The following is a 21,211-nucleotide window of genomic DNA, read 5'->3' on the forward strand; positions in this document are numbered from 1 at the left end:
CATGATTAAAGTCTTATTACTCTTCGCGCTGCTGATCGCCGGGATCGTGCTCGGCCCAATTCTGGCGGGTCATCAGGGCTATGTGCTGATCCAGACCGATAACTACAACATTGAAACCAGCGTCACCGGTTTAGCGATCATTCTGATCCTCGTGATGGTGGCTTTCCTGGCGATCGAGTGGAGCCTGCGCCGTATTTTCCGCACCGGCGCGCATACCCGCAGCTGGTTTGTCGGCCGCAAGCGCCGCCGTGCGCGTAAGCAGACCGAACAGGCCCTGCTGAAGCTGGCCGAAGGCGATTATCAGCAGGTTGAAAAGCTGATGTCGAAGAATGCCGATCATGCCGAACAGCCGGTGGTAAATTATCTGCTGGCAGCAGAAGCAGCGCAGCAGCGTGGGGATGAAATCCGCGCCAATCAGCATCTGGAGCGCGCATCCGAGCTGGCAGAGAAAGATCCGATCCCGGTCGAGATCACCCGCGTGCGCCTGCAGCTGGCGCGCAATGAGAATCACGCTGCCCGCCACGGTGTCGATCACCTGCTGGAGATCGCCCCGCGTCATCCGGAAGTGCTGCGTCTGGCTGAGCAAGCCTATATCCGCACCGGCGCATGGGGCTCACTGCTGGACATTATCCCGTCGATGGCAAAAGCCGAAGTGGGTGATGATGAACAGCGCGATGACCTGCAACGTCAGGCCTGGATTGGTCTGATGGACCAGGCGCGTGCCGATCAGGGTAGCGATGGTCTGAAAACCTGGTGGAAAAACCAGAGCCGTAAAACGCGCCAGCAGGTACCACTGCAGGTGGCCATGGCGGAGCATCTCATTGAGTGTGACGATCATGACACGGCGCAGGGCATTATTCTGGATGGCCTGAAGCGTCAGTACGACGATCGGCTGGTGATGGTGATCCCGCGTCTGAAAACCAATAATCCGGAACAGATCGAGAAAATGCTCCGTCAGCAAATCAAAACCGTGGGCGACCGCCCGCTGCTGTGGAGCACCCTGGGTCAGTCGCTGGCGAAACATGGCGAATGGAAGGAAGCCAGCCTCGCTTTCCGCGCCGCGCTGAAGCAGCGTCCGGATGCGTTCGATTACGCCTGGCTTGCCGACACGCTGGATAAGCTGCACATGCCGGAAGAAGCCGCCGCAATGCGTCGCGATGGCCTGCTGCTGACGTTGCAGAACAATTCCCCGCAGTAACTTAACAGGAGGCCAGACGGCCTCCTTTTTTATCCCCTTCTCACAAACGCTTTCTGCTGCTACATTTTCTGCAACCTCACTCAGGATCGCATCCGCCAATGTAACGACGTCCTTTCATTAAACATTTTTCCTGCACGCGCCTTGCCGCGTGGACTTAATCGTTTTTGAAAGGATTGTTCATGAATACGCTTTTGTATGCGCTTGTTAGCGCGCTCCGCTGTCATCGCTGGCTGCGAATGCTGGCCTGCGCCTTTCTCTTTACTTCCCTGGGAAATGGCTTAACTCAGGTTCTGGTCTTTGGTCTGCTGCTAGACTGGCAGGCTCCCGCTTCGCTGTTAACCCTGGCATACCTGTTTGCGACGCTACCCGGATTTTTGGGCAGCCTGGTCGGGGAGAAGCTGTGCCACTCTTTTTCACCCATCACACTGCTGGTAGCAACAGAGTGTCTGGGTTTAGCCGCCCTGCTGTTTCCGCTGCTGGGGATTCATTTTCATAGCATCACGGCGTTGCTGGCAGTTCATTCCACCGAAGCCTTTCTAAGCGGAATGAGCTGGCCAGCGCTCACCTTGCTGTTCAAGCGCGGGCTGTCAGAGGCCGAATTGCCTGCAGCAACCTGTCTGGAAAATATCATTTTTGCGTCTCAGGTGCTGGCAGGGACAGGGCTGGGCATCGTACTTTTCCATTCTCTTCCTGCCATGACCCTGGTTGGGATCGACGCACTCACGTTTGCTGGCTCGTTGCTGATGCTGATGCTTGCAGGTAGATCACTGCCTTCTCTTGCCCCCTATCACGCAGCAGAAACCGCCCGACCCGTCGCGATGCGCTGGCTGACGCTGACACCTCAGCAAAAGCGCAGTCTTTTGCTGTTACCCGCCCTCGCCGCCGTGGGATCGCCGGCCATGGCGCTGCTTCCTGCGCTGGCGCAGCAAATTGAACCGGAAGACGCCGCAGGCCTGGCGCTGCCCTTACTCTTCGCCCGCAGCCTGGGGCAATTGTGCGGCCCCCTGCTCCTGAAAAGAGACAGCTTGCCGCACTTTGCCAGCCAAAACCGACTCCTGCTGCTCTGTCTTGGTCTCTTTTTGATCGCTTACGGCGTGATCCCTTTGTTATCTGGCGTGCAAATACTGGGGGTGGTGTTTCTCGCCCATCTGGCCTCCAACATTGTCTTTGCGGCTGGCACGTTTAGCGTATTAAGCAGCTTTCAGGCAACCGAGGTCTCTTCTGCCAGCGGAAAAGCATGGCGATGGCAAACCGTCAGCGCCTCGTTGTTTACCTGCATCGCCGCGCTGGTTGCCGCCTCGCTGGGGCCGATGCAGGCGTTGTATAGTGTGTCGACGGGGGCGTTACTGATGGTGGCGGGGATCATGCTGCGGTATCGCCAATAAAGAATAAAAAAACGCCTGCTAAAAAGCAGGCGTTAAAAAGGTCATTTGACAACTTGTGGTGCTTCACTCAACGTTGTGCCCAGGGTGTTTGATGAGGCCGAAGCGACATCTGTCAGTGGACGATAAGCACCGTAAATGGCTCTGCATCATTCCGGAGTTTATGAGGCCTAAGGCGAGCATAAGAGGTGGAATGAGCATCTACATAGATATTATTGCACGCAACGTGCCAACGTTGCATACGGAAGTTGTACATCGCGCAACTTTTTAAGATAAAAGGAATTTATGCCACGCCGGCAGCATTGAGGCAGCAGAAAGCACCTGTGGGATCGGCAAGTTGTCGCCTGAGAGCGACACTAATCAAGGCAAAAGAAAATCTTATTATTTTTCATATGGATAAGTGTCACCTATTCGCGACAGGCTGAGACATCGCTGTCGGCAATTAACAACACGGGCAGGAATAGCAGAAAACAAAAAACCCCGCCGAAGCGGGGTTCAAAATTGGTCGGCGAGAGAGGATTCGAACCTCCGACCCACTGGTCCCAAACCAGTTGCGCTACCAAGCTGCGCTACTCGCCGTTTTACTGCTTTTTTGAATTTTTAGTTCAATTCAATATAAGTCGTGGTGCGAGGGGGGGGACTCGAACCCCCACATCCTAAGGACACTAACACCTGAAGCTAGCGCGTCTACCAATTCCGCCACCTTCGCAATTCACAACCTATCTAATAATGGGGTGGCTAATGGGACTCGAACCCACGACAACTGGAATCACAATCCAGGGCTCTACCAACTGAGCTATAGCCACCACAACTTTATTCTTTCACGCGGTTCTGCCTACTTAACAGACCACCGCAGCTCCAGCACCGGGTGAATGGTGCGCCCGACAGGATTCGAACCTGAGACCTCTGCCTCCGGAGGGCAGCGCTCTATCCAGCTGAGCTACGGGCGCTTAGCGCCGTTGCGGGGCTGGATATTACGGAGGTCTCGCTCTGCTGTCTAGTGCTTTTTTTAAAATAAATGCGCATTTGATTATACATTGCGCATTTTGCCGATTATTCCTTCGTTTTCAGACTTTCTACATGGCGACCCAAGCCAAAAAGCTTGTATTCGAGCGAAACGACAGCCATGAAGATCGCACCGACAAACAGCGACATGCGGGTGTCTTCATTGAAATACATCCCGATCAACACGCAGATCAGGAACGCCATCGTCAAATAGTTTGCCCACGGGAACAGAATTGAGCGGAACGGATGGCTGGCGATCGCTTTTTTATGCGCCTGACGAAAACGTATCTGGCTAATCAGGATCACAAACCACGGCACCATACCCGGCAGCACGCTGGCGCTGTAGACATAAACAAACACCCGCTGTGGGTTCGGAATGATGTAGTTCAGGCAGGACCCCACCAGCAGGATGAGGATAGAAACCGCCACGCCCGCCACCGGCACACCCACGCGCGACACTTTTCCCATCGCCGCCGGAAGCTGACGGTTCTTCGCCAGCGCGTACAGCATACGCCCGCAGCTGTACATCCCGCTGTTACAGCCAGACAGTGCAGCCGTCAGTACCACAAAGTTAATAATGCCCGCTGCGGCAGTAATACCAATCTTCGCAAAGGTCAGCACGAACGGGCTGCCGGTGGTGCCAATCTGGTTCCACGGGAAGATGGTAACAATAACGAAAATGGCGCCCACGTAGAAAATCAGGATCCGCCACAGCACTTTACCAACCGCGCTGCGCAGTGTGACCTGAGGGTTTTTCGCTTCACCTGCGGTGATGCCGATAAGCTCAACCCCCTGGTAAGAGGCTACCACGATACAGAGCGCCGTCAGGAAGCCCTTCCACCCGCCGGCGAAGAAGCCACCGTGCTCGGTCAGATTACCAAAACCGACAGCCTGCCCGCCGTTGCCGAGGCCAAAGAAGATCACCCCAAGGCCGACCACAATCATCACGATAATGGTGGTCACTTTAATCATCGCAAACCAGAACTCGATCTCGCCGTACAGGCGCACGGCGGCAAGGTTGGCCAGTGCCACCAGACCCACGGCAATGAGCGCGGGTATCCACTGCGCCATCTCAGGGAACCAGAACTGCACGTAGACCCCAATGGCGGTGATCTCCGATATCCCGACCGCCATCCACATAAACCAGTACGACCACGCGGTGAGGTAGCCGAAAAACGGGCTCATGTAACGGTGTGCGTATACGGCAAACGAACCGGCAACCGGTTCAAGGAACAACATTTCGCCCATCGATCGCATGATGAAGAAGACGAACAGTCCAGCGACGATATACGCCAGCAGGACCGACGGCCCCGCCCATTTCAGGGTGCTGGCGGAGCCCATAAACAGGCCTACGCCAATCGTCCCCCCCAGGGCGATAAGTTCGATATGACGAGCTTCCAGCCCACGCTGAAGCTCCGGTTTTTTCTCTGCCATAAATCCTCGGTTGTGCTTGCTATTTTCCCGGCCTGCGCCGGTTATTGTTATGGGTAAAGATGTGCTATCGCAGGCTATGCAAAATCGACCGTCAATGTTTACGGTTGGTGCAAAAACAGCCTGGTGCGGTAGTGAGGGGAGGAATGGTTTCTTAAAATCGGTGAAATGGCAAATGATGCGTTAAAAAAATGAATGTATTGCACATAAAACCAGCAGATTCTGCCGGGGATGTGCAGCGCGAAGCGTCTGTCGCGCTGCAGCGGGAAATTACAGGCGACCGGAGTAGTGCCAGCCGAGATAACGCAGCAGACGCAGCTGGCGGGTGATGCGGCTGGGCTGCGACAGCAGCCGATACAGCCACTCCAGTCCCAGGTTCTGCCACACTTTTGGCGCGCGCTTAACGTGGCCGGTAAAGACGTCGTAGGTGCCGCCTACGCCCATATACAGCGCATCCGGACACACCTGACGGCAGTCGCGCATCAGGATCTCCTGGCGCGGCGATCCCATCGCCACGGTGACAATCTTCGCCCCGCTGTCGCGAATACGCGCGAACAGCGCCTGCTGCTGATCGGCGCTGAAGTAGCCATCCTGACTGCCAACGATGTTTACCTGCCACTGCGCGCGCAGCTTCTGCTCTGTTTGCGCGAGGATCTCGGGCTTGCCGCCAATCAGAAAGACCGGCGTTCCGTCTATGCCCGCTCGCGCCATCAGCGCCTCCCAGAGATCGGCCCCTGCTACGCGGGAGATATTGGCATCCGGGTATTTTTTACGCACCGAGCGCACCACGCTGATCCCGTCGGCATATTTAAACTCAGCCGCCTCGATCAGATCGCGAACCTGGGCGTTATCCTCAATGGTAAGCATTTTTTCTGCATTGATGGCCACGAGGGTACCGGTTTTTATCCTGCCACCGGCGCACAGGTAGTCCAGCGCGTGTTGCATATCGCGCCAGCCGATCAGCTTCAGGCCACGCAGGTCATACTGCGGCGCAGAGGTATTATCCGTCATTACTATCCTTAATCAGACTCGCGAAAGCGTCCTGCCGCTTGCCGGTTCACGTTTATGCACTAACCCGGCAACGTCGAACAGCCAGTACAGCAGCTTCGCCATCAGCAGGCAGGCGCCAAAAACCACCATAAAGAAGACCACGCGGGAGACAAACGAATCCAGCCCCTCACGCGCCAGCACGATCATATTGAAAATGGCACCGAAACAGAAACTATGCAAAATCGCGGCCTTATAGCGGTTCGTCTCCCGGTTACCCAGCGTATACAGCCAGTCGAACCATTTGATGATAAGCCCCACGGCAATGGCACCCGGCAGGATAAACCAGCCACCGCCCATTACCACCAGCGACCCAATCAGCGTCGGCGAAATCGCCAGCCCCGAGTGGTTGTTAAGCACTTCCCAGGTGAAATAGTTGGCAGTATTCAGCACGATGCCCGGCCTGTCAGGCCAGAGCCAGGTGGGAATGAAGACATAGAAATCGCGCACAACAGGTGCCAGCCCCTGGAAGTCGATTTTGTCGTAGTTCTGCAGCAACAGGGCTAAGTTTTCCCACGGCGAGAAGGTGTCGCGGGTCAGATACAGGAAAGTGTAAAATGCCTCGTCACCACTGACATTCATGCCATAGCGCTTCAGCGCCAGCCAGAACATGCCGACAATCCCCATCACCCCCGCCGCTGCCAGCATCCACAGCGAGATCCAGCCGCGAATGATGCCGATAAACAGGAAGATGGCGAAGGCGATGATGATATTCGCGCGCGTGCCGCCGACAATCATGTAGGTCAACAGGCCAAACGCCAGGGTGCTGACGAGGAAGAACAGCCACGCCCGTGCATCCTGGCGCAGAAAATAGACCACCAGCATCGCCGGGATGAAGAAGTAGAAGAAGCGCTTAAGCGCCACGCCGGAGACTTCACTGGAGAAGATCTGGCTGTAGGAGTTGAGCTTAAACAGCAAAAAGCCGTTGTGCATAAAGAAGATACCGACAGTGAACAGCGCAATCAGCATCAGCATCACCCAGGTGAGATGCGTCTCCACCCGGTTCATGGTAAACAGCGGCCTTCGGGGCGCGGTGTGGCCAGCGGGTTTTAGCCGCGTCTTGTAGGCGACGTAGTAGACCGCATAGAAGCAGGTGGCCGACAGCAGCGCCTGCATCAGGATCTCCGGCGGTACGACCCCCACGTCGAAGCGGAACACCAGAATACTGGTCAGCGGGAAGCCGAAGTAAAAGGTCAGCAGGAACAGCAGCGAGAAGAAGACGTTGAAGTTAAAGCGCACCCGGCGGAACTCAAACCAGGTCAGGGTGGCGATAAACAGCGCGCTCAGCAGCCAGATGACTAACAAGCCGCTAAATTGCAACTGGCTCATGTATTGTCTCCTGAGGCGATCCGCAGCGCCTGATGCCACGGCGTGAGGTAGTTAGGGCGGAAGAAATCGATCGCGTTTTTATCCACCTGCGCCAGCTGTCGCTGTGCTTCCCGCACCACCGCCTCATTGAGGCCGTCAGTGGTGAAGAGTACCGGAATGTGCTGCTCTGCCATATCATGCCAGAACGGGTTATCGCGGTTAAGTACGCACGGCACGCCGGCCTGAATCAGCAGGCATAGCGTGCCAATCCCCTGCTGGCGCGCGAAAATAAAGTAACCAAGATCGCACTGGCGCAGCAGCGCGAGGTAGTCGTCAAAGGCCAGCTTTTCGCTGAGGATCTGCAGATTCTCCGGACTGAACAGCGCCAGCCCGTTCTGACGGACCTCATCAATGTACGCCGCGTTATTAGCAGGATAGCCCATCGGCACAACCACGTTGACCGTATCACCAAATTGCTGATGGACCGCCTTCAGGGCGGCACTGTGCTCATTGCTGCGATCCCCGGAATTGCCCACCAGAATCGTCAGCTTGCCCGCGCGTTTCGCCTCGTTGGCTAACCCGTTCAGCGCCGGATCCATGCGGGTTGGAAAATAGAGCCGTTCACCGCGTACGTTGGGATGACGCTGGGCAAAATAATTAAGGTCACCGCGGGTGGCAAAGACGCGGCCCACCCGTCCCTGCGCCATGCGACGCAGCGGGTAGAAGAGACGGAACTTCCATCCCTGGGAGACTTCATACAGATCGGCACCCCAGATATGCCAGTTAAACTGGGCGGGCTTAATGCCACCACTCAGCAGCGCCAGCCATAGGCCGGTATTAAACTGCCCATGGAAAAAGAAACGCTGCTGGCGATCCGCTTTGGCTTTGGCGATCACCGCTTTAGCCAGGGTTGCTTTGTCTGGCCAGAAGGTCAGCTGCAGTGCCGGGCACGCGGCGCTCAGCCCATTATCGTGCCCCGCCACCATAAATTCGCGCGCCAGCTCGCTGCCGGGTGCCAGTTCGTCATTAAAGAACCGCAGAACGGTCTGGTTATGGTGTGGGATATCCGATCCCAGGACGTGAATCAGTGCAGTCATGCGCGTTTATGCCAAAGTAAAAAGACGCCGCAACAGGCAGCAAAATAGACAATGTAGGTGGCCATATAGGCCTGGGCTGCCCCCAGTGCGCCGTGCGCGGGGATCAGCCAGTGTGAGAAAGCGGTGAGCAGCGCGAACTGGCTAATTTCGGCCAGAATATAGAGCCGCAGCGAAGCTTTGGCGATCACCAGATAGCCAAAGACGTAAGCGCCTACTTTCAGCACATCGCCCACCAGTTGCCAGGCAAACAGATCGCGCATGGCGATAAATTTGGCTGAGAACAGCAGCCAGATCGCCACATCGCGCAGGAGCCAGACGGTAAAGCTGGCCGCAGCCACCGCCGGAAGCACAAAGCGCAGGGAGCGGAGTATCTCGCGGGTGATCTCCTGACGCCCCGTCAGGCGCGACAGGGTTGGCAGGAGGTAGACGCTAAACGAAGCGGTGATGAACTGCAGGTAGGCATCAGAGATGCTGCTGACCCCTTGCCAGATCCCCACCTCATCCCAGCTGTAATGCGCCGCTAGCAGGTTTCGCATCATCACGTAGGCCACTGGCAGGGTCACGGAGGTGATCATCGCCATCAGGGTAAATTTACCCAGCTGTCCCGCGAGGAGCCTGTCCCACTGGGGCTTGAGATAGTGCAGCGGAATCGTGCCTCTGCGCATCAGCATCACCGCCGCCGGGATCACCACCAGCGCTGGCACCAGCGCCAGGCCCAGCAGCGCGCCTTCGTAGCCGCCGAGACGATAACAGGCGTAATAGGCGATCACCCCAATCAGGCTGCCGACGATCAGCGCCAGCGCATTGCCGGCGGCATCGCGGAAGCCCTTCATCAGCGCCAGTAGCAGGTTAGCCCAGGCGATGCCCATCTGCACCAGCGCCACCAGCCGCACCAGGCCCTGATAACCCGTGTGACCAAACAGCCCCTGGCTGATGGGCGCGGCCGCCAGTAAAAAGATCACCGCCAGCAGGGTGGAAAAGCCCAGCACCATCGCTGATGAGGTTCCCACCACCTTGCGCAGCTGTGCCGCATCGTCGTGATATTGTGCGACGTACTTGGTCACGCCGTTGAAAATACCCGCCCCGGCCAACACGCCCAGCACGGTGACCAGCTGGCGGAAGTTACCCGCCTGCCCGACGCCCGCAGGGCCAAACGACACGGCCAGCAGTTTAACGACTAACAAGCCTACGCCGATCTTGACGAGTGTGGACGCGGCGGTCCACACCGATGCTTTCGCCAGAGACATATCAGCCGAAGTAACTCAGAAGGGTATTAATGACCGTGCGCTGATTGACCGCAGCGAGGTTGTAGAACAGCGGCAAGCGGAGTAACCGCTCACTTTCTTTAGTCGTAAAGCGATCGTCGCCAATGAACTCGCCAAAGGCTTCGCCTGCCGGACTGGAGTGCAGCGGAATGTAGTGGAACACCGCCATGATCTCGGCTTCTTTCAGATACGCGATCAGCGCGCTGCGATCGTCGTTATCCCGCAGCTTGATGTAGAACATATGCGCGTTGTGCACACAGTCAGCCGGAAGGGTTGGCAGTTCGATACGGCCTTTACGCGCCAGCGGAGCCAGCGCATCGTAGTAGGTCTGCCACAGCGCCAGACGCTGCTGGTTGATGCGGTCGGCCGCTTCCAGCTGGGCCCACAGGTACGCCGCCTGCAGATCCGCCATCAGGTAGCTGGAACCGATATCGCGCCAGGTGTACTTATCCACCTGCCCACGGAAGAACTGGCTGCGGTTGGTGCCTTTCTCGCGGATAATTTCAGCGCGTTCGATCAGCGCGCGGTCGTTAATCAGCGTTGCGCCGCCTTCACCGCCCGCGGTGTAGTTTTTGGTTTCGTGGAAGCTAAAGCAGCCGATATGACCGATGGTGCCCAGCGCGCGACCTTTGTAGGTGGACATCACGCCCTGGGCGGCATCTTCTACCACGAACAGGTTGTGCTTTTTAGCGAGAGCCATGATGGTGTCCATCTCGCAGGCCACGCCGGCGTAGTGCACCGGCACAATCGCCCGGGTCTTGTCGGTGATCGCCGCTTCAATCAGCGTCTCGTCAATGTTCATGGTATCCGGGCGGATATCTACAAAGACGATTTTCGCCCCGCGCAGCACGAAGGCATTTGCCGTCGAGACGAAGGTGTAGCTCGGCATGATCACTTCATCACCAGGACCGATGTCCAGCAGCAGCGCGGCCATCTCCAGCGATGCGGTGCAGGATGGGGTCAGCAGAACCTTCGCACTCTGGAAGCGTTGCTCCATCCACTGCTGGCAACGGCGCGTATAGCCGCCATCGCCACACAATTTGCCGCTGCCCATCGCAGACTGCATGTAATCGAGTTCGGTGCCCACCACGGGAGGCGCATTAAATGGGATCATCTTGTCACCTGTATAGCCAGTAAGCGGTCGATTCAATGTTGCCACCGCTTGCAATGTAACGTTTAAGCGCGGCGGTGTTGCCCATCTGGGTCGCCACCCGCAACGTGGAAAGCTGCTGCTGCTGGGTCCAGCCCAGCGCCGCCTGCATCAGTTTCTCGCCCATCCCACGACCGGCCAACAGGCCGATACGCGCTTCTGTATCGTTCAACTGACGCAGAGAGACAAAACCCTGGATGACGCCATCCGGGGCGCGGAATACGAGGCAAAGATGGTCGAAGGTGCCTTTCACCGCATTCTCGATCCACTGGGCGTAGAAGCGACCGCTGTCATCGGGAGCGTACCATGGCGCGCGAAAGCGGCTCTGGGCGAAAGCCTGCGCGGCAAGCTGGCGCAGCGCAGGAATATCCTGTTCCGTCGCCTTTTCCACACCCGGACTTAGGTGTTGCGTCACGGCAATCGCGAGATCGACTTCGCCTTCAACCAGCCGGAACCCCTGCTGCTGGAGCGCGTCCAGCCAGTCGGCACGGGTGGCCGGGATTTTTGCCTGCACGCGCTGCCAGGGCGTAAAATCGGAGGCGATCAGCGGCGAGGCATCATCCGAGACCCGCACAATCGCGCTGGGCAGAGAGAAAAACTGACTTTCCCAGTCCAGCGGCTGTAACGTGCCGTGCAGCTGACTCAACGCCAGACACCTTTGGTATCAACGATATAATTTTGCTGCACGGCATCACCGGGAATCGCTTTAAATTGATTGTGATCCACCAGCAGCACCAGCACATCCGCCCCGGCCAGCGCGTCATCCACGCTTGTCAGGGTGCAGTGACCGGCCAGCTTGTTCGGCAGCGTATGGATATTCGGCTCAACCACCTGCGTTTCGCCGCTGTGCCAGTGGGCGATCATTTCCGCAATTTCCATCGCCGGGCTTTCACGCAGATCGTCAATGTTCGGCTTAAATGCCAGGCCAAAACAGGCGATGGTCAGCTCATTTGCGCGCTTGCCGCTCTGGGTCAGGCAATCGGCAACGGTGGCTTTCACCTGATCCAGCACCCAGTGCGGTTTGCTGTCATTCACTTCGCGGGCAGTGCGGATAAGACGCGCCTGGTTGGGGTTTTGCGCCACGATGAACCAGGGATCGACCGCGATGCAGTGGCCACCGACCCCAGGACCAGGTTGCAGAATATTGACGCGAGGATGGCGATTTGCCAGGCGAATCAGTTCCCAGACGTTAATCCCCTGATCGGCGCAAATCAGCGACAGCTCGTTGGCAAATGCGATATTGACGTCGCGGAAGCTGTTTTCCGTCAGCTTACACATTTCTGCGGTGCGGGAGTTGGTTACCACGCACTCACCTTCCAGGAAAATGTTATACAGCTCGCTGGCGCGGGCGGAACAAACCGGGGTCATCCCGCCGATCACGCGGTCATTCTTAATCAGTTCAACCATCACCTGCCCCGGTAGCACGCGCTCCGGGCAGTAGGCGATGTTAATATCTGCCTGTTCACCCGTCTGCTGCGGGAATGTCAGATCCGGGCGTGCGTCGGCCAGCCACTGGGCCATCTGCTCGGTGGCGCCAACCGGTGACGTCGATTCCAGGATCACCAGCGCGCCTTTTTTCAGCACCGGGGCGAGGGATTTGGCTGCCGCTTCGACATACACCATATCCGGCTCGTGGTCGCCTTTGAACGGCGTCGGCACGGCAATCAGGTAAGCATCGGCGACCACAGGCGTCGTGCTGGCCTTCAGGAATCCTCCCTCAACGGCCACTTTCACGACCTTGTCGAGATCCGGTTCAACGATATGAATTTCACCACGATTGATGGTGTCAACCGCATGCTGGTTAATATCCACGCCCACTACCTGTTTTTGACGTGAGGCAAATGCCGCCGCCGTTGGCAGCCCAATGTAGCCAAGACCAATGACAGAAATGGTAGTAAAACTCATAGCGATACCCGATTGTGTTTAAGTGCGTACAAAATACGGTCACAGGCTTGTCCGTCGCCATAAGGGTTATGGGCACGGCTCATGGCCTGGTACTCTCCGTCGTCGTGCAGCAGGCGCGTCACCTCTTCAACGATCAGCCGCGAATCGGTGCCCACCAGACGTACCGTTCCCGCTTTCACCGCTTCCGGGCGTTCGGTGGTTTCACGCATCACCAGCACCGGTTTGCCCAGTGACGGCGCTTCTTCCTGAATCCCGCCGGAATCCGTCAGGATCAGCCAGGCATGATTCATCAGCCAGACGAAGGGCAGATAGTCCTGCGGCTCAATCAGAATGACGTTTTCAACGTGGCCAAGAATACGATTGACCGGCTCACTGACGTTGGGATTGAGATGCACCGGATAGACGATCTGCACATCTTCATTTTGTGCGGCGATTTGCGCCAGCGCGTGACAAATTTGCTCGAAGCCCTGGCCAAAGCTTTCCCGGCGGTGGCCCGTAACCAGAATCATTTTTTTGCCGTTGGCGAGGAATGGATACCGCTCGGCAAGCTCACCGCGTAGGGTGTCGCTTGCCAGCACCCGATCGCGCACCCAGATCAGCGCATCAATCACCGTATTGCCGGTCACAAAGATATGCTGGTCAGCGATATTTTCCCGGCGCAGGTTTTGCCGTGAATTCTCGGTCGGCGCGAAATGATACATCGCCAGATGGCCGGTCAGCGTCCGGTTTGCCTCTTCTGGCCACGGAGAATAGAGATCGCCGGTACGTAACCCGGCTTCCACATGACCCACCGGTATACGCTGGTAAAAGGCCGCCAGGCTGGTCGCGATGGTGGTAGTGGTATCGCCATGAACCAGCACCACGTCAGGCTTAAATGACTCCAGAATGGGTTTTAACCCTTCCAGAATACGGCAGGTAATTTCGGTTAATCCTTGCCCCGGCTTCATAATATTGAGGTCGTAATCGGGAACAATAGAAAACAGATTAAGGACCTGATCGAGCATCTCACGGTGCTGCGCAGTCACGCATACCTTCGCTTCAAAATCAGGATCATTTGCCAGCGCATGCACCAGAGGCGCCATCTTGATGGCTTCCGGCCGTGTACCAAAGACGGTAAGTACTTTCACATCGATTCTCTTCGATTAGGCGATGAAGGCCATGAGCCTTCATCGTAGATGGCGTTCTTAAATTTTGCGACGACGCGTTAAGGCCACGCCAGCGCCAATTAAAGCACCCACAATCCCCCACATAATCATCAGGAATGCGCGACGTGGACTATCGCGTTTTACAGGTTCTTCAGGAGTTCGCAAATAACGATAGGTCTGAAAACGTGGGTCCAGTGTCGGACCCACGTTGAGGGTAGTCAGCATGGCGCGGTTTTGGTCGTAGTCCAGGTCAAAATCAGGCCCTACAGCCTGCAGGTTTTCCAGTCGGGCCTGCAGCATTGGCCGGCCAAGCAGGAACATTTCTGAGTCAGGCAGTTCATCAGCAGGGACGTCAGTTTCACTGCGGGAGATATTGCTTTTCTCCGCCACTTTCAGCGCCTGCTCAATGGTGTGGATCCGACGGGTAAAGATCGCTTTGGCCACCTCTTCCTGACGTTTCACCTGCGCTTTCATCTGGATAGTCCTCGCCGACCACGCACCTTTCAGCTCATCATTAAGATGGCTTGCCGCCCGCTGGCTGGCAAAAGCGACGTACTGGCGCAGCAGGTTGTTAGCATCCGGCGCGGTTTCGGCGATCAGCTTGACGCTGTCGTTAATGTTGCGCAGCGGGTCACCCGCCATAAACTGGATGTTATTGATCAGCTCATCAAGAAGGGCGGCATCCTCTTTGCTGTTGCCGACTCTCCGCTGTTTGAAATAATCCGTCTGGTTCCAGAAATCGCGACGCGTATCCCAGGAGGCGAGTTGCATCACGAACTCTTTATAAGACTCATCCATAACCGAAGGTAGGTCTGTCGGCGTAAGATTCGCTTTGACATCCAGATTGCGCAGAAACTGCTGTTGGGAGTAAAAACCCCCAAGCATGTTCACTGTCGGACGATCGGTGATAGCCGTTGCGCTCCATTCCTGTCTGGCGAAAAAGGTATAAGCCAGTGCGAGTAGCGCAAAGCCCAGCGCAACTCCTGCAATCCAAAACTTGCCCGCCCATAACACGCGGAACAAGCCACGAACATCCAGCTCATTCTCAGTCACCACAACATCTGCTCCCGCCAACGGTTGAGTCATTACAATCCCGATTTACTTAGTTAAAGTTGGGTTATTGCCATTATTTCGACGCATCCTGCGTTTTACACGTTTAATAAATCGCGCCACTTTCCATGCACGCTTAATGCAATAGCCGTACAGGAAAAAGGCAAGCAAGAATAATACCAACATTACCCATTCAGGAACGATATGCAAATATTCTGCTGCAACACCAATCCCGGCCAGAAGCGCAGCCGCCAGGGTGATGAGGACAAATGCCTGACGCGAGGTGAAGCCCGCTCGCATAATCAAATGGTGGATGTGTTGACGGTCTGGCGAGAAAGGACTCATGCCCTTACGCAGACGGCGGTACATAATCGCCACCATGTCCATCAGCGGGATGGCAATAATCCACAGCGCAGTTACCGGGCTTATCGGATGGGTATTCCCCTGGGTCGTTTCCAGCAGGATCCAGATAACGGTAAATCCGATTAACGTACTGCCTGCATCGCCCATAAACACTTTGTAGCGGCGCCCAAGTACGCCAAGGTTCAGGCAGATATACGGCAGAATGGCGGCGATCATCGCAAAACACCACATCGACAGGCTGTACTGCCCGTCAAACCACAGGATGATGCCGATCGCGGCGAACGAGACGCTGGAAAGACCGCCCAACAGGCCATCAATGCCGTCGACCATGTTAAAGGCGTTTATCGCCGCCCACACGGCAAAGAGCGTCAGAAAATAGCCGAACGGGCCGAGCACCATCTCCCAGGTACCAAAGATGTAGCCAAGGCTACTGAGATAGAGCTTGCCGACGACCATCATCACTACACCGATGCCCGCCTGAACAGCGGCACGGAACTTCACGCTAATGTCGAATCGGTCATCAAGGGCACCCACCAGCACCAGCACACCGGCACAGGCCAGATAGAGTGCAGCGTGCGGGATGTAGTAATCCGCAATCGCAAAGGTGAAGCAGATCCCGGCATAAACAGAGATCCCGCCAACCAGCGGAATCAGACCTTGATGGCGTTTACGAAAATTGGGTTTATCCACCAACCCCACACGTTTCGCCACCTTACGGGCGAAAAACAAAAAGCAGGTGGTGAAAAGAAAAATACTGACTAGCTCAGTCACCGCAGTGAGTAGATTCACAATGGATGCTCTCAACGAAAGTTAATCCTGGAAGTATAACCTTGAAGGCCCGGCTCCAGAAGGAAAAAGCAGACCTCTCACAAGTCCCTTTGTTTATTTTTCAAACAATTAATTTTTAACTTTGACGAACATTCCTATTTTCTGACTCGTCAGTAAACAGGGGCTGTCTGAAATTACAGCGTATAAGCCACAAAAGAAAAACGCCACGTAAAAACGTGGCGTTTGAGTCTTTATTTAGATTACGAGCGTTTCATCATATCGAAGAAATCGTCGTTGGTTTTGGTCATCGCCAGCTTATTAATAAGGAACTCCATCGCATCGATTTCACCCATTGGATGGATGATTTTGCGTAGGATCCACATTTTCTGCAGCTCTTCCTGAGTGGTGAGCAGCTCTTCTTTACGGGTACCGGAACGGTTGTAGTCGATAGCCGGGAAGACGCGTTTTTCAGCGATTTTACGAGAGAGGTGCAGTTCCATGTTACCTGTACCTTTAAACTCTTCGTAGATAACCTCATCCATTTTAGAGCCGGTGTCGACCAGCGCTGTCGCGATGATGGTCAGGCTGCCGCCCTCTTCCACGTTACGTGCCGCACCGAAGAAGCGTTTTGGACGATGCAGGGCGTTCGCGTCCACACCACCGGTCAACACTTTACCGGAAGCCGGAACCACGGTGTTGTAGGCACGTGCCAGACGGGTGATGGAGTCGAGCAGGATGATAACGTCTTTCTTATGCTCAACCAGACGCTTCGCCTTCTCGATCACCATCTCGGCAACCTGAACGTGACGTGATGCCGGTTCGTCAAAGGTCGAAGCAATCACTTCGCCTTTCACCAGACGCTGCATCTCAGTCACTTCTTCCGGACGTTCGTCAATCAGCAGCACCATCAGCACGCAGTCAGGGTGATTATAGGCAATGCTCTGCGCGATGTTCTGCAGCAACATGGTTTTACCCGCTTTTGGCGGTGCCACAATCAGACCACGCTGACCACGACCAATCGGAGAGGCCAGATCCAGCACGCGAGCGGTTAAGTCTTCAGTAGACCCATTACCACGCTCCATACGCAGACGCGAGTTCGCGTGCAGCGGCGTTAAGTTTTCAAACAGGATTTTGTTACGCGCATTTTCCGGTTTGTCGTAGTTAACTTCGTTAACTTTCAACAGCGCAAAGTAGCGTTCACCCTCTTTAGGAGGACGAATCTTACCTGAAATGGTGTCACCGGTGCGGAGGTTGAAACGGCGGATTTGGCTGGGAGAAACGTAGATATCATCAGGACCGGCGAGGTAGGAGCTGTCTCCAGAGCGGAGGAAACCAAATCCATCCTGCAATATTTCCAGCACACCGTCGCCAAAGATATCTTCGCCACTCTTTGCGTGCTGCTTCAGGATGGCAAAAATGATGTCCTGCTTGCGCATACGGGCCTGGTTTTCCAGCCCCATATTTTCGCCGAGAGTGATCAGCTCAGAAACCGGCGTATTCTTTAATTCGGTAAGATTCATAATGGTGTGGGTTCTTAAACTCGGGGTAATACTCGAACTTAATTTGTGAATGGTATGGCAGGGTCATCCATGCCTGTTAGCGGCCATCAACTCATGTCTGTTCGCTGTCTGCTTACAGGGAAAGCACAGAACTGAAACGACAAGACGGATTGAGTGACAAGCCCGGAATCTATCCACTTCTCGCACTGTGTATCGCAACAACGGGAAGTATCGGGTCAAACAAGATTCAAACAACAAGGTATGTTTAAAACGTAGTCATAGCTAACTTAGCACGACTAATGCCGGGCGTCCAGAGATCCAAACAATTTAGAAACCCCGGACGCACAGCCGAGAAACCTTACGCCAGATTAGCGTCCAGGAACTCTTTCAGTTGACCTTTGGACAGTGCGCCCACTTTGGTCGCCGCGACTTCGCCGTTTTTAAACAACAGCAGCGTCGGGATGCCACGGATACCGTACTTCGGTGCGGTGCCCGGGTTCTGGTCGATGTTCAGTTTAGCAACGGTCAGTTTGCCCTGATATTCGTCGGCGATCTCATCCAGAATCGGGGCGATCATTTTGCAAGGACCACACCATTCAGCCCAGAAATCGACGAGGATCAGCCCGTCAGCTTTAAGTACGTCCGTGTCAAAACTGTCGTCAGTCAGGTGAATAATTTTATCGCTCATATATAACTCCACAGGAATAAGCCTGGCGCGTTGATGTAGCATCCATCAACGACGTGTTGATGGAGCATTAACCAACTAAAGGTTGACTTTATTTCACCGGATACGCTTTCGTAAAGCAATAGTAAGCTGATATTCTACCACACTATGAGCAAAACACATTTAACAGAACAGAAGTTTTCCGACTTCGCCCTGCACCCAAAAGTCATTGAAGCCCTTGAAAATAAAGGGTTTCATAACTGCACGCCCATTCAGGCTCTCGCCCTCCCGCTCACGCTGGCAGGTCGCGATGTTGCAGGGCAGGCGCAAACCGGTACTGGCAAAACGATGGCGTTTTTAACGTCAACGTTTCATTATTTACTTTCTCACCCGACAATTGCTGACCGTAAAGTTAACCAACCGCGCGCGCTGATCATGGCCCCGACGCGAGAACTGGCGGTACAGATCCATGCTGACGCAGAACCTCTGGCGCAAGCCACTGGCCTGAAACTCGGCCTGGCCTACGGCGGTGACGGTTATGACAAACAGCTGAAAGTGCTGGAAAGCGGCGTCGATATTCTGATCGGCACCACGGGCCGCCTTATCGACTACGCCAAACAGAATCACATCAACCTTGGCGCGATCCAGGTTGTGGTGCTGGATGAAGCCGATCGCATGTACGATCTGGGCTTTATTAAAGATATTCGCTGGCTGTTCCGTCGTATGCCTGTCGCGAACCAGCGCCTGAACATGCTGTTCTCCGCAACGCTGTCCTATCGCGTGCGCGAACTGGCGTTCGAGCAGATGAACAACGCCGAGTACGTCGAAGTAGAACCGGAACAGAAAACCGGCCACCGTATTAAAGAAGAACTCTTCTACCCTTCTAACGACGAAAAAATGCGCCTGCTGCAGACGCTGATTGAAGAAGAGTGGCCAGACCGTGCGATCGTTTTCGCCAACACCAAGCACCGCTGCGAAGATATCTGGGGCCACCTGGCTGCAGACGGACACCGCGTAGGTCTGTTGACCGGCGATGTTGCACAGAAAAAACGTCTGCGCATTCTTGAAGAGTTCACCCGTGGCGATCTGGATATTCTGGTAGCAACGGACGTTGCCGCACGTGGTCTGCACATTCCGGCCGTAACGCACGTGTTCAATTATGACCTGCCTGATGACTGCGAAGATTACGTTCACCGTATCGGCCGTACTGGTCGTGCAGGTGCCAGCGGCAACTCAATCAGCCTCGCCTGTGAAGAGTACGCGCTGAACCTGCCGGCGATTGAAACCTATATCGGGCACTCCATTCCGGTCAGCAAGTACAACCCGGATGCCCTGATGAGTGAGTTACCACCGCCGAAGCGCCTGACTCGCGCGCGTTCCGGCAATGGCCCGCGCCGTTCCAGCGCACCGCGTAATCGTCGTCGTTCAGGCTAAAAAACATGCTCCGTTCCGCCTCGCTCTATGCAGCTATTGATTTGGGTTCGAATAGTTTTCATATGCTGGTTGTGCGCGAGGTGGCGGGAAGCATTCAGACGCTGACGCGTATTAAGCGCAAGGTCCGCCTCGCAGCGGGCCTCGGCGCCAATAATCATCTCTCTTCTGAAGCAATGGAGCGCGGCTGGCAATGTCTGCGTCTCTTTGCTGAACGCCTGCAAGATATTCCCTCCCTGCAAATTCGCGTTGTCGCGACGGCAACCCTGCGGTTGGCGGTGAATGCCGGGGAGTTTATTGCGTCCGCAGAGGCGATCCTGGGCTGCCCTGTCCATGTGATCAGCGGTCAAGAAGAGGCCAGGCTTATTTACCAGGGTGTGGCGCATACCACTGGTGGCGATGAACATCGTCTTGTCGTTGATATCGGCGGCGCAAGCACGGAACTGGTCACGGGTAACGGGGCGCAGGCCACCTCCCTGAATAGCCTGTCGATGGGCTGCGTCACCTGGCTTGAGCGCTACTTCACCGATCGCAACCTGGCGCAAGAAAACTTCGATGAAGCCGAAAAAGCCGCACGGGAAGTCTTACGTCCGGTAACCAATGCGCTGCGTTACCATGGCTGGAAAGTCTGCGTCGGTGCCTCCGGCACGGTGCAGGCGCTGCAGGAAATCATGATGGCGCAGGGGATGGACGAGCGCATCACACTGGCCAAACTCCAGCAGCTGAAGCAGCGCGCCATCCATTGTGGACGCCTGGAAGAGCTGGAAATCGAAGGTCTCACGCTGGAGCGCACGCTGGTATTCCCCAGCGGGCTGGCGATTCTGATTGCTATTTTCACCGAGCTGAACATTCAGTGCATGACCCTTGCGGGCGGTGCGCTGCGGGAAGGTCTGGTCTACGGCATGCTGCATCTGGCGGTGGATCAGGATATTCGCAACCATACGCTGCGCAATGTTCAGCGTCGGTTCATGGTGGATATCGAACAGGCGCACCGGGTGGCGAATCTTGCGGTGAGTTTTCTCGATCAGGTTGAAGATGAGTGGCATCTTGAGCCCATCAGCCGCGAACTGTTGTTAAGCGCCTGTCAGCTGCATGAGATAGGTCTGAGCGTAGATTTTAAGCAAGCCCCGCAGCATGCCGCCTACATGGTTCGCAACCTCGATCTGCCCGGCTTTACCCCCGCGCAAAAGACACTGCTGGCGACGCTGGTTTTAAACCAAACTAACCCCGTTGACCTCTCTTCGCTCCACCAGCAAAATGCGGTGCCGCCGCGCGTGGCGGAACATCTTTGTCGTCTGCTACGTCTGGCGATTATCTTTGCAAGTCGCCGTCGGGATGATTTGCTTCCAGCCATTACAATGAATGTGGCAGGTGAAAAGCTCGAGCTGACGATGCCAGAAAAGTGGCTGGATAATCACCCGCTGGCATCAGAAATGATCGAGCAGGAATGTCAGTGGCAGAGCTATGTGCACTGGGTGCTGGACGTTCAGTAATCCGCTATTC

17 protein-coding genes and 4 tRNA genes are annotated in these 21,211 nt (G+C 55.6%); 4 read left to right on the top strand and 17 right to left on the bottom strand.

The window, feature by feature from the left end:
• Nucleotide 1: 1 nt before the first annotated feature.
• Complete coding sequence (gene hemY / locus M8014_RS00730) at nucleotides 2-1,198, top strand: protoheme IX biogenesis protein HemY (RefSeq protein WP_271280676.1); 1,197 nt, start codon at nucleotides 2-4, stop codon at nucleotides 1,196-1,198.
• A gap of 179 nt (nucleotides 1,199-1,377) precedes the next feature.
• Entirely contained in the window at nucleotides 1,378-2,583 is a 1,206-nt protein-coding gene (locus tag M8014_RS00735) for an MFS transporter (RefSeq protein ID WP_271280677.1), read from the top strand.
• A 499-nt stretch (nucleotides 2,584-3,082) separates the two neighbouring features.
• Here M8014_RS00735 and M8014_RS00740 read toward each other — a convergent pair.
• The 17 genes from M8014_RS00740 to trxA all read right to left on the bottom strand — a co-directional run bounded on the left by M8014_RS00740 (nucleotide 3,083) and on the right by trxA (nucleotide 18,301).
• A tRNA-Pro gene (locus M8014_RS00740) sits at nucleotides 3,083-3,159 on the bottom strand.
• A 44-nt stretch (nucleotides 3,160-3,203) separates the two neighbouring features.
• A tRNA-Leu gene (locus tag M8014_RS00745) sits at nucleotides 3,204-3,289 on the bottom strand.
• Nucleotides 3,290-3,310: 21 nt separating this feature from the next.
• Nucleotides 3,311-3,386: transfer RNA gene (locus M8014_RS00750), tRNA-His, on the bottom strand.
• A gap of 67 nt (nucleotides 3,387-3,453) precedes the next feature.
• A tRNA-Arg gene (locus tag M8014_RS00755) sits at nucleotides 3,454-3,530 on the bottom strand.
• A gap of 103 nt (nucleotides 3,531-3,633) precedes the next feature.
• Nucleotides 3,634-5,019, bottom strand: coding sequence for a bifunctional threonine/serine APC transporter ThrP (thrP, locus tag M8014_RS00760; protein ID WP_271280678.1), 1,386 nt, complete (start codon nucleotides 5,017-5,019; stop codon nucleotides 3,634-3,636).
• A 267-nt stretch (nucleotides 5,020-5,286) separates the two neighbouring features.
• Entirely contained in the window at nucleotides 5,287-6,027 is a 741-nt protein-coding gene (gene wecG, locus M8014_RS00765; protein WP_271280679.1) for a lipopolysaccharide N-acetylmannosaminouronosyltransferase, read from the bottom strand.
• Between the two features lie 12 nt (nucleotides 6,028-6,039).
• Entirely contained in the window at nucleotides 6,040-7,392 is a 1,353-nt protein-coding gene (wzyE, locus tag M8014_RS00770) for an ECA oligosaccharide polymerase (protein ID WP_271280680.1), read from the bottom strand.
• Entirely contained in the window at nucleotides 7,389-8,468 is a 1,080-nt protein-coding gene (locus M8014_RS00775; protein WP_271280681.1) for a TDP-N-acetylfucosamine:lipid II N-acetylfucosaminyltransferase, read from the bottom strand. The genes wzyE and M8014_RS00775 overlap by 4 nt, the downstream gene beginning before the upstream one ends.
• Nucleotides 8,465-9,715: a lipid III flippase WzxE gene (gene wzxE, locus M8014_RS00780; RefSeq protein ID WP_271280682.1), complete on the bottom strand. Its 1,251-nt coding sequence runs from the start codon at nucleotides 9,713-9,715 to the stop codon at nucleotides 8,465-8,467. The genes M8014_RS00775 and wzxE overlap by 4 nt, the downstream gene beginning before the upstream one ends.
• A gap of 1 nt (nucleotide 9,716) precedes the next feature.
• Complete coding sequence (gene rffA, locus M8014_RS00785) at nucleotides 9,717-10,847, bottom strand: dTDP-4-amino-4,6-dideoxygalactose transaminase (RefSeq protein WP_271280683.1); 1,131 nt, start codon at nucleotides 10,845-10,847, stop codon at nucleotides 9,717-9,719.
• 4 nt (nucleotides 10,848-10,851) lie between these two features.
• A complete protein-coding gene (gene rffC / locus M8014_RS00790; protein WP_271280684.1) occupies nucleotides 10,852-11,529 on the bottom strand; it encodes a dTDP-4-amino-4,6-dideoxy-D-galactose acyltransferase in 678 nt (225 codons plus the stop codon).
• A complete protein-coding gene (wecC, locus tag M8014_RS00795) occupies nucleotides 11,526-12,788 on the bottom strand; it encodes a UDP-N-acetyl-D-mannosamine dehydrogenase (protein ID WP_271280685.1) in 1,263 nt (420 codons plus the stop codon). The genes rffC and wecC overlap by 4 nt, the downstream gene beginning before the upstream one ends.
• On the bottom strand, nucleotides 12,785-13,915 hold the full coding sequence (gene wecB / locus M8014_RS00800; RefSeq protein WP_271280686.1) for a non-hydrolyzing UDP-N-acetylglucosamine 2-epimerase: 1,131 nt from the start codon (nucleotides 13,913-13,915) through the stop codon (nucleotides 12,785-12,787). Before wecB ends, wecC begins: the two co-directional genes overlap by 4 nt.
• Nucleotides 13,916-13,972: 57 nt before the next feature.
• Nucleotides 13,973-15,019: an ECA polysaccharide chain length modulation protein gene (wzzE, locus tag M8014_RS00805; RefSeq protein ID WP_271280687.1), complete on the bottom strand. Its 1,047-nt coding sequence runs from the start codon at nucleotides 15,017-15,019 to the stop codon at nucleotides 13,973-13,975.
• Between the two features lie 12 nt (nucleotides 15,020-15,031).
• Nucleotides 15,032-16,135 (bottom strand): UDP-N-acetylglucosamine--undecaprenyl-phosphate N-acetylglucosaminephosphotransferase, encoded by a 1,104-nt coding sequence (gene wecA, locus M8014_RS00810; protein ID WP_271280688.1) that lies wholly within the window; start codon nucleotides 16,133-16,135, stop codon nucleotides 15,032-15,034.
• A gap of 239 nt (nucleotides 16,136-16,374) precedes the next feature.
• Nucleotides 16,375-17,634 carry a transcription termination factor Rho gene (gene rho / locus M8014_RS00815; protein ID WP_110276891.1) on the bottom strand — a complete coding sequence of 420 codons (1,260 nt, stop codon included), beginning with the start codon at nucleotides 17,632-17,634 and terminating at the stop codon, nucleotides 16,375-16,377.
• 337 nt (nucleotides 17,635-17,971) lie between these two features.
• On the bottom strand, nucleotides 17,972-18,301 hold the full coding sequence (trxA, locus tag M8014_RS00820; RefSeq protein WP_006179218.1) for a thioredoxin TrxA: 330 nt from the start codon (nucleotides 18,299-18,301) through the stop codon (nucleotides 17,972-17,974).
• A gap of 144 nt (nucleotides 18,302-18,445) precedes the next feature.
• Here trxA and rhlB point away from each other — a divergent pair, with 144 nt between their 5' ends.
• Together rhlB and gppA are read left to right on the top strand one after the other, a co-directional pair.
• A complete protein-coding gene (gene rhlB / locus M8014_RS00825; protein WP_271280689.1) occupies nucleotides 18,446-19,711 on the top strand; it encodes an ATP-dependent RNA helicase RhlB in 1,266 nt (421 codons plus the stop codon).
• A 5-nt stretch (nucleotides 19,712-19,716) separates the two neighbouring features.
• Nucleotides 19,717-21,201: a guanosine-5'-triphosphate,3'-diphosphate diphosphatase gene (gene gppA / locus M8014_RS00830; RefSeq protein WP_271280690.1), complete on the top strand. Its 1,485-nt coding sequence runs from the start codon at nucleotides 19,717-19,719 to the stop codon at nucleotides 21,199-21,201.
• Nucleotides 21,202-21,211: the final 10 nt, after the last annotated feature.

It is taken from the genome of Silvania hatchlandensis, from assembly GCF_025564065.1.
Lineage (GTDB): Bacteria > Pseudomonadota > Gammaproteobacteria > Enterobacterales > Enterobacteriaceae > Enterobacter > Enterobacter hatchlandensis.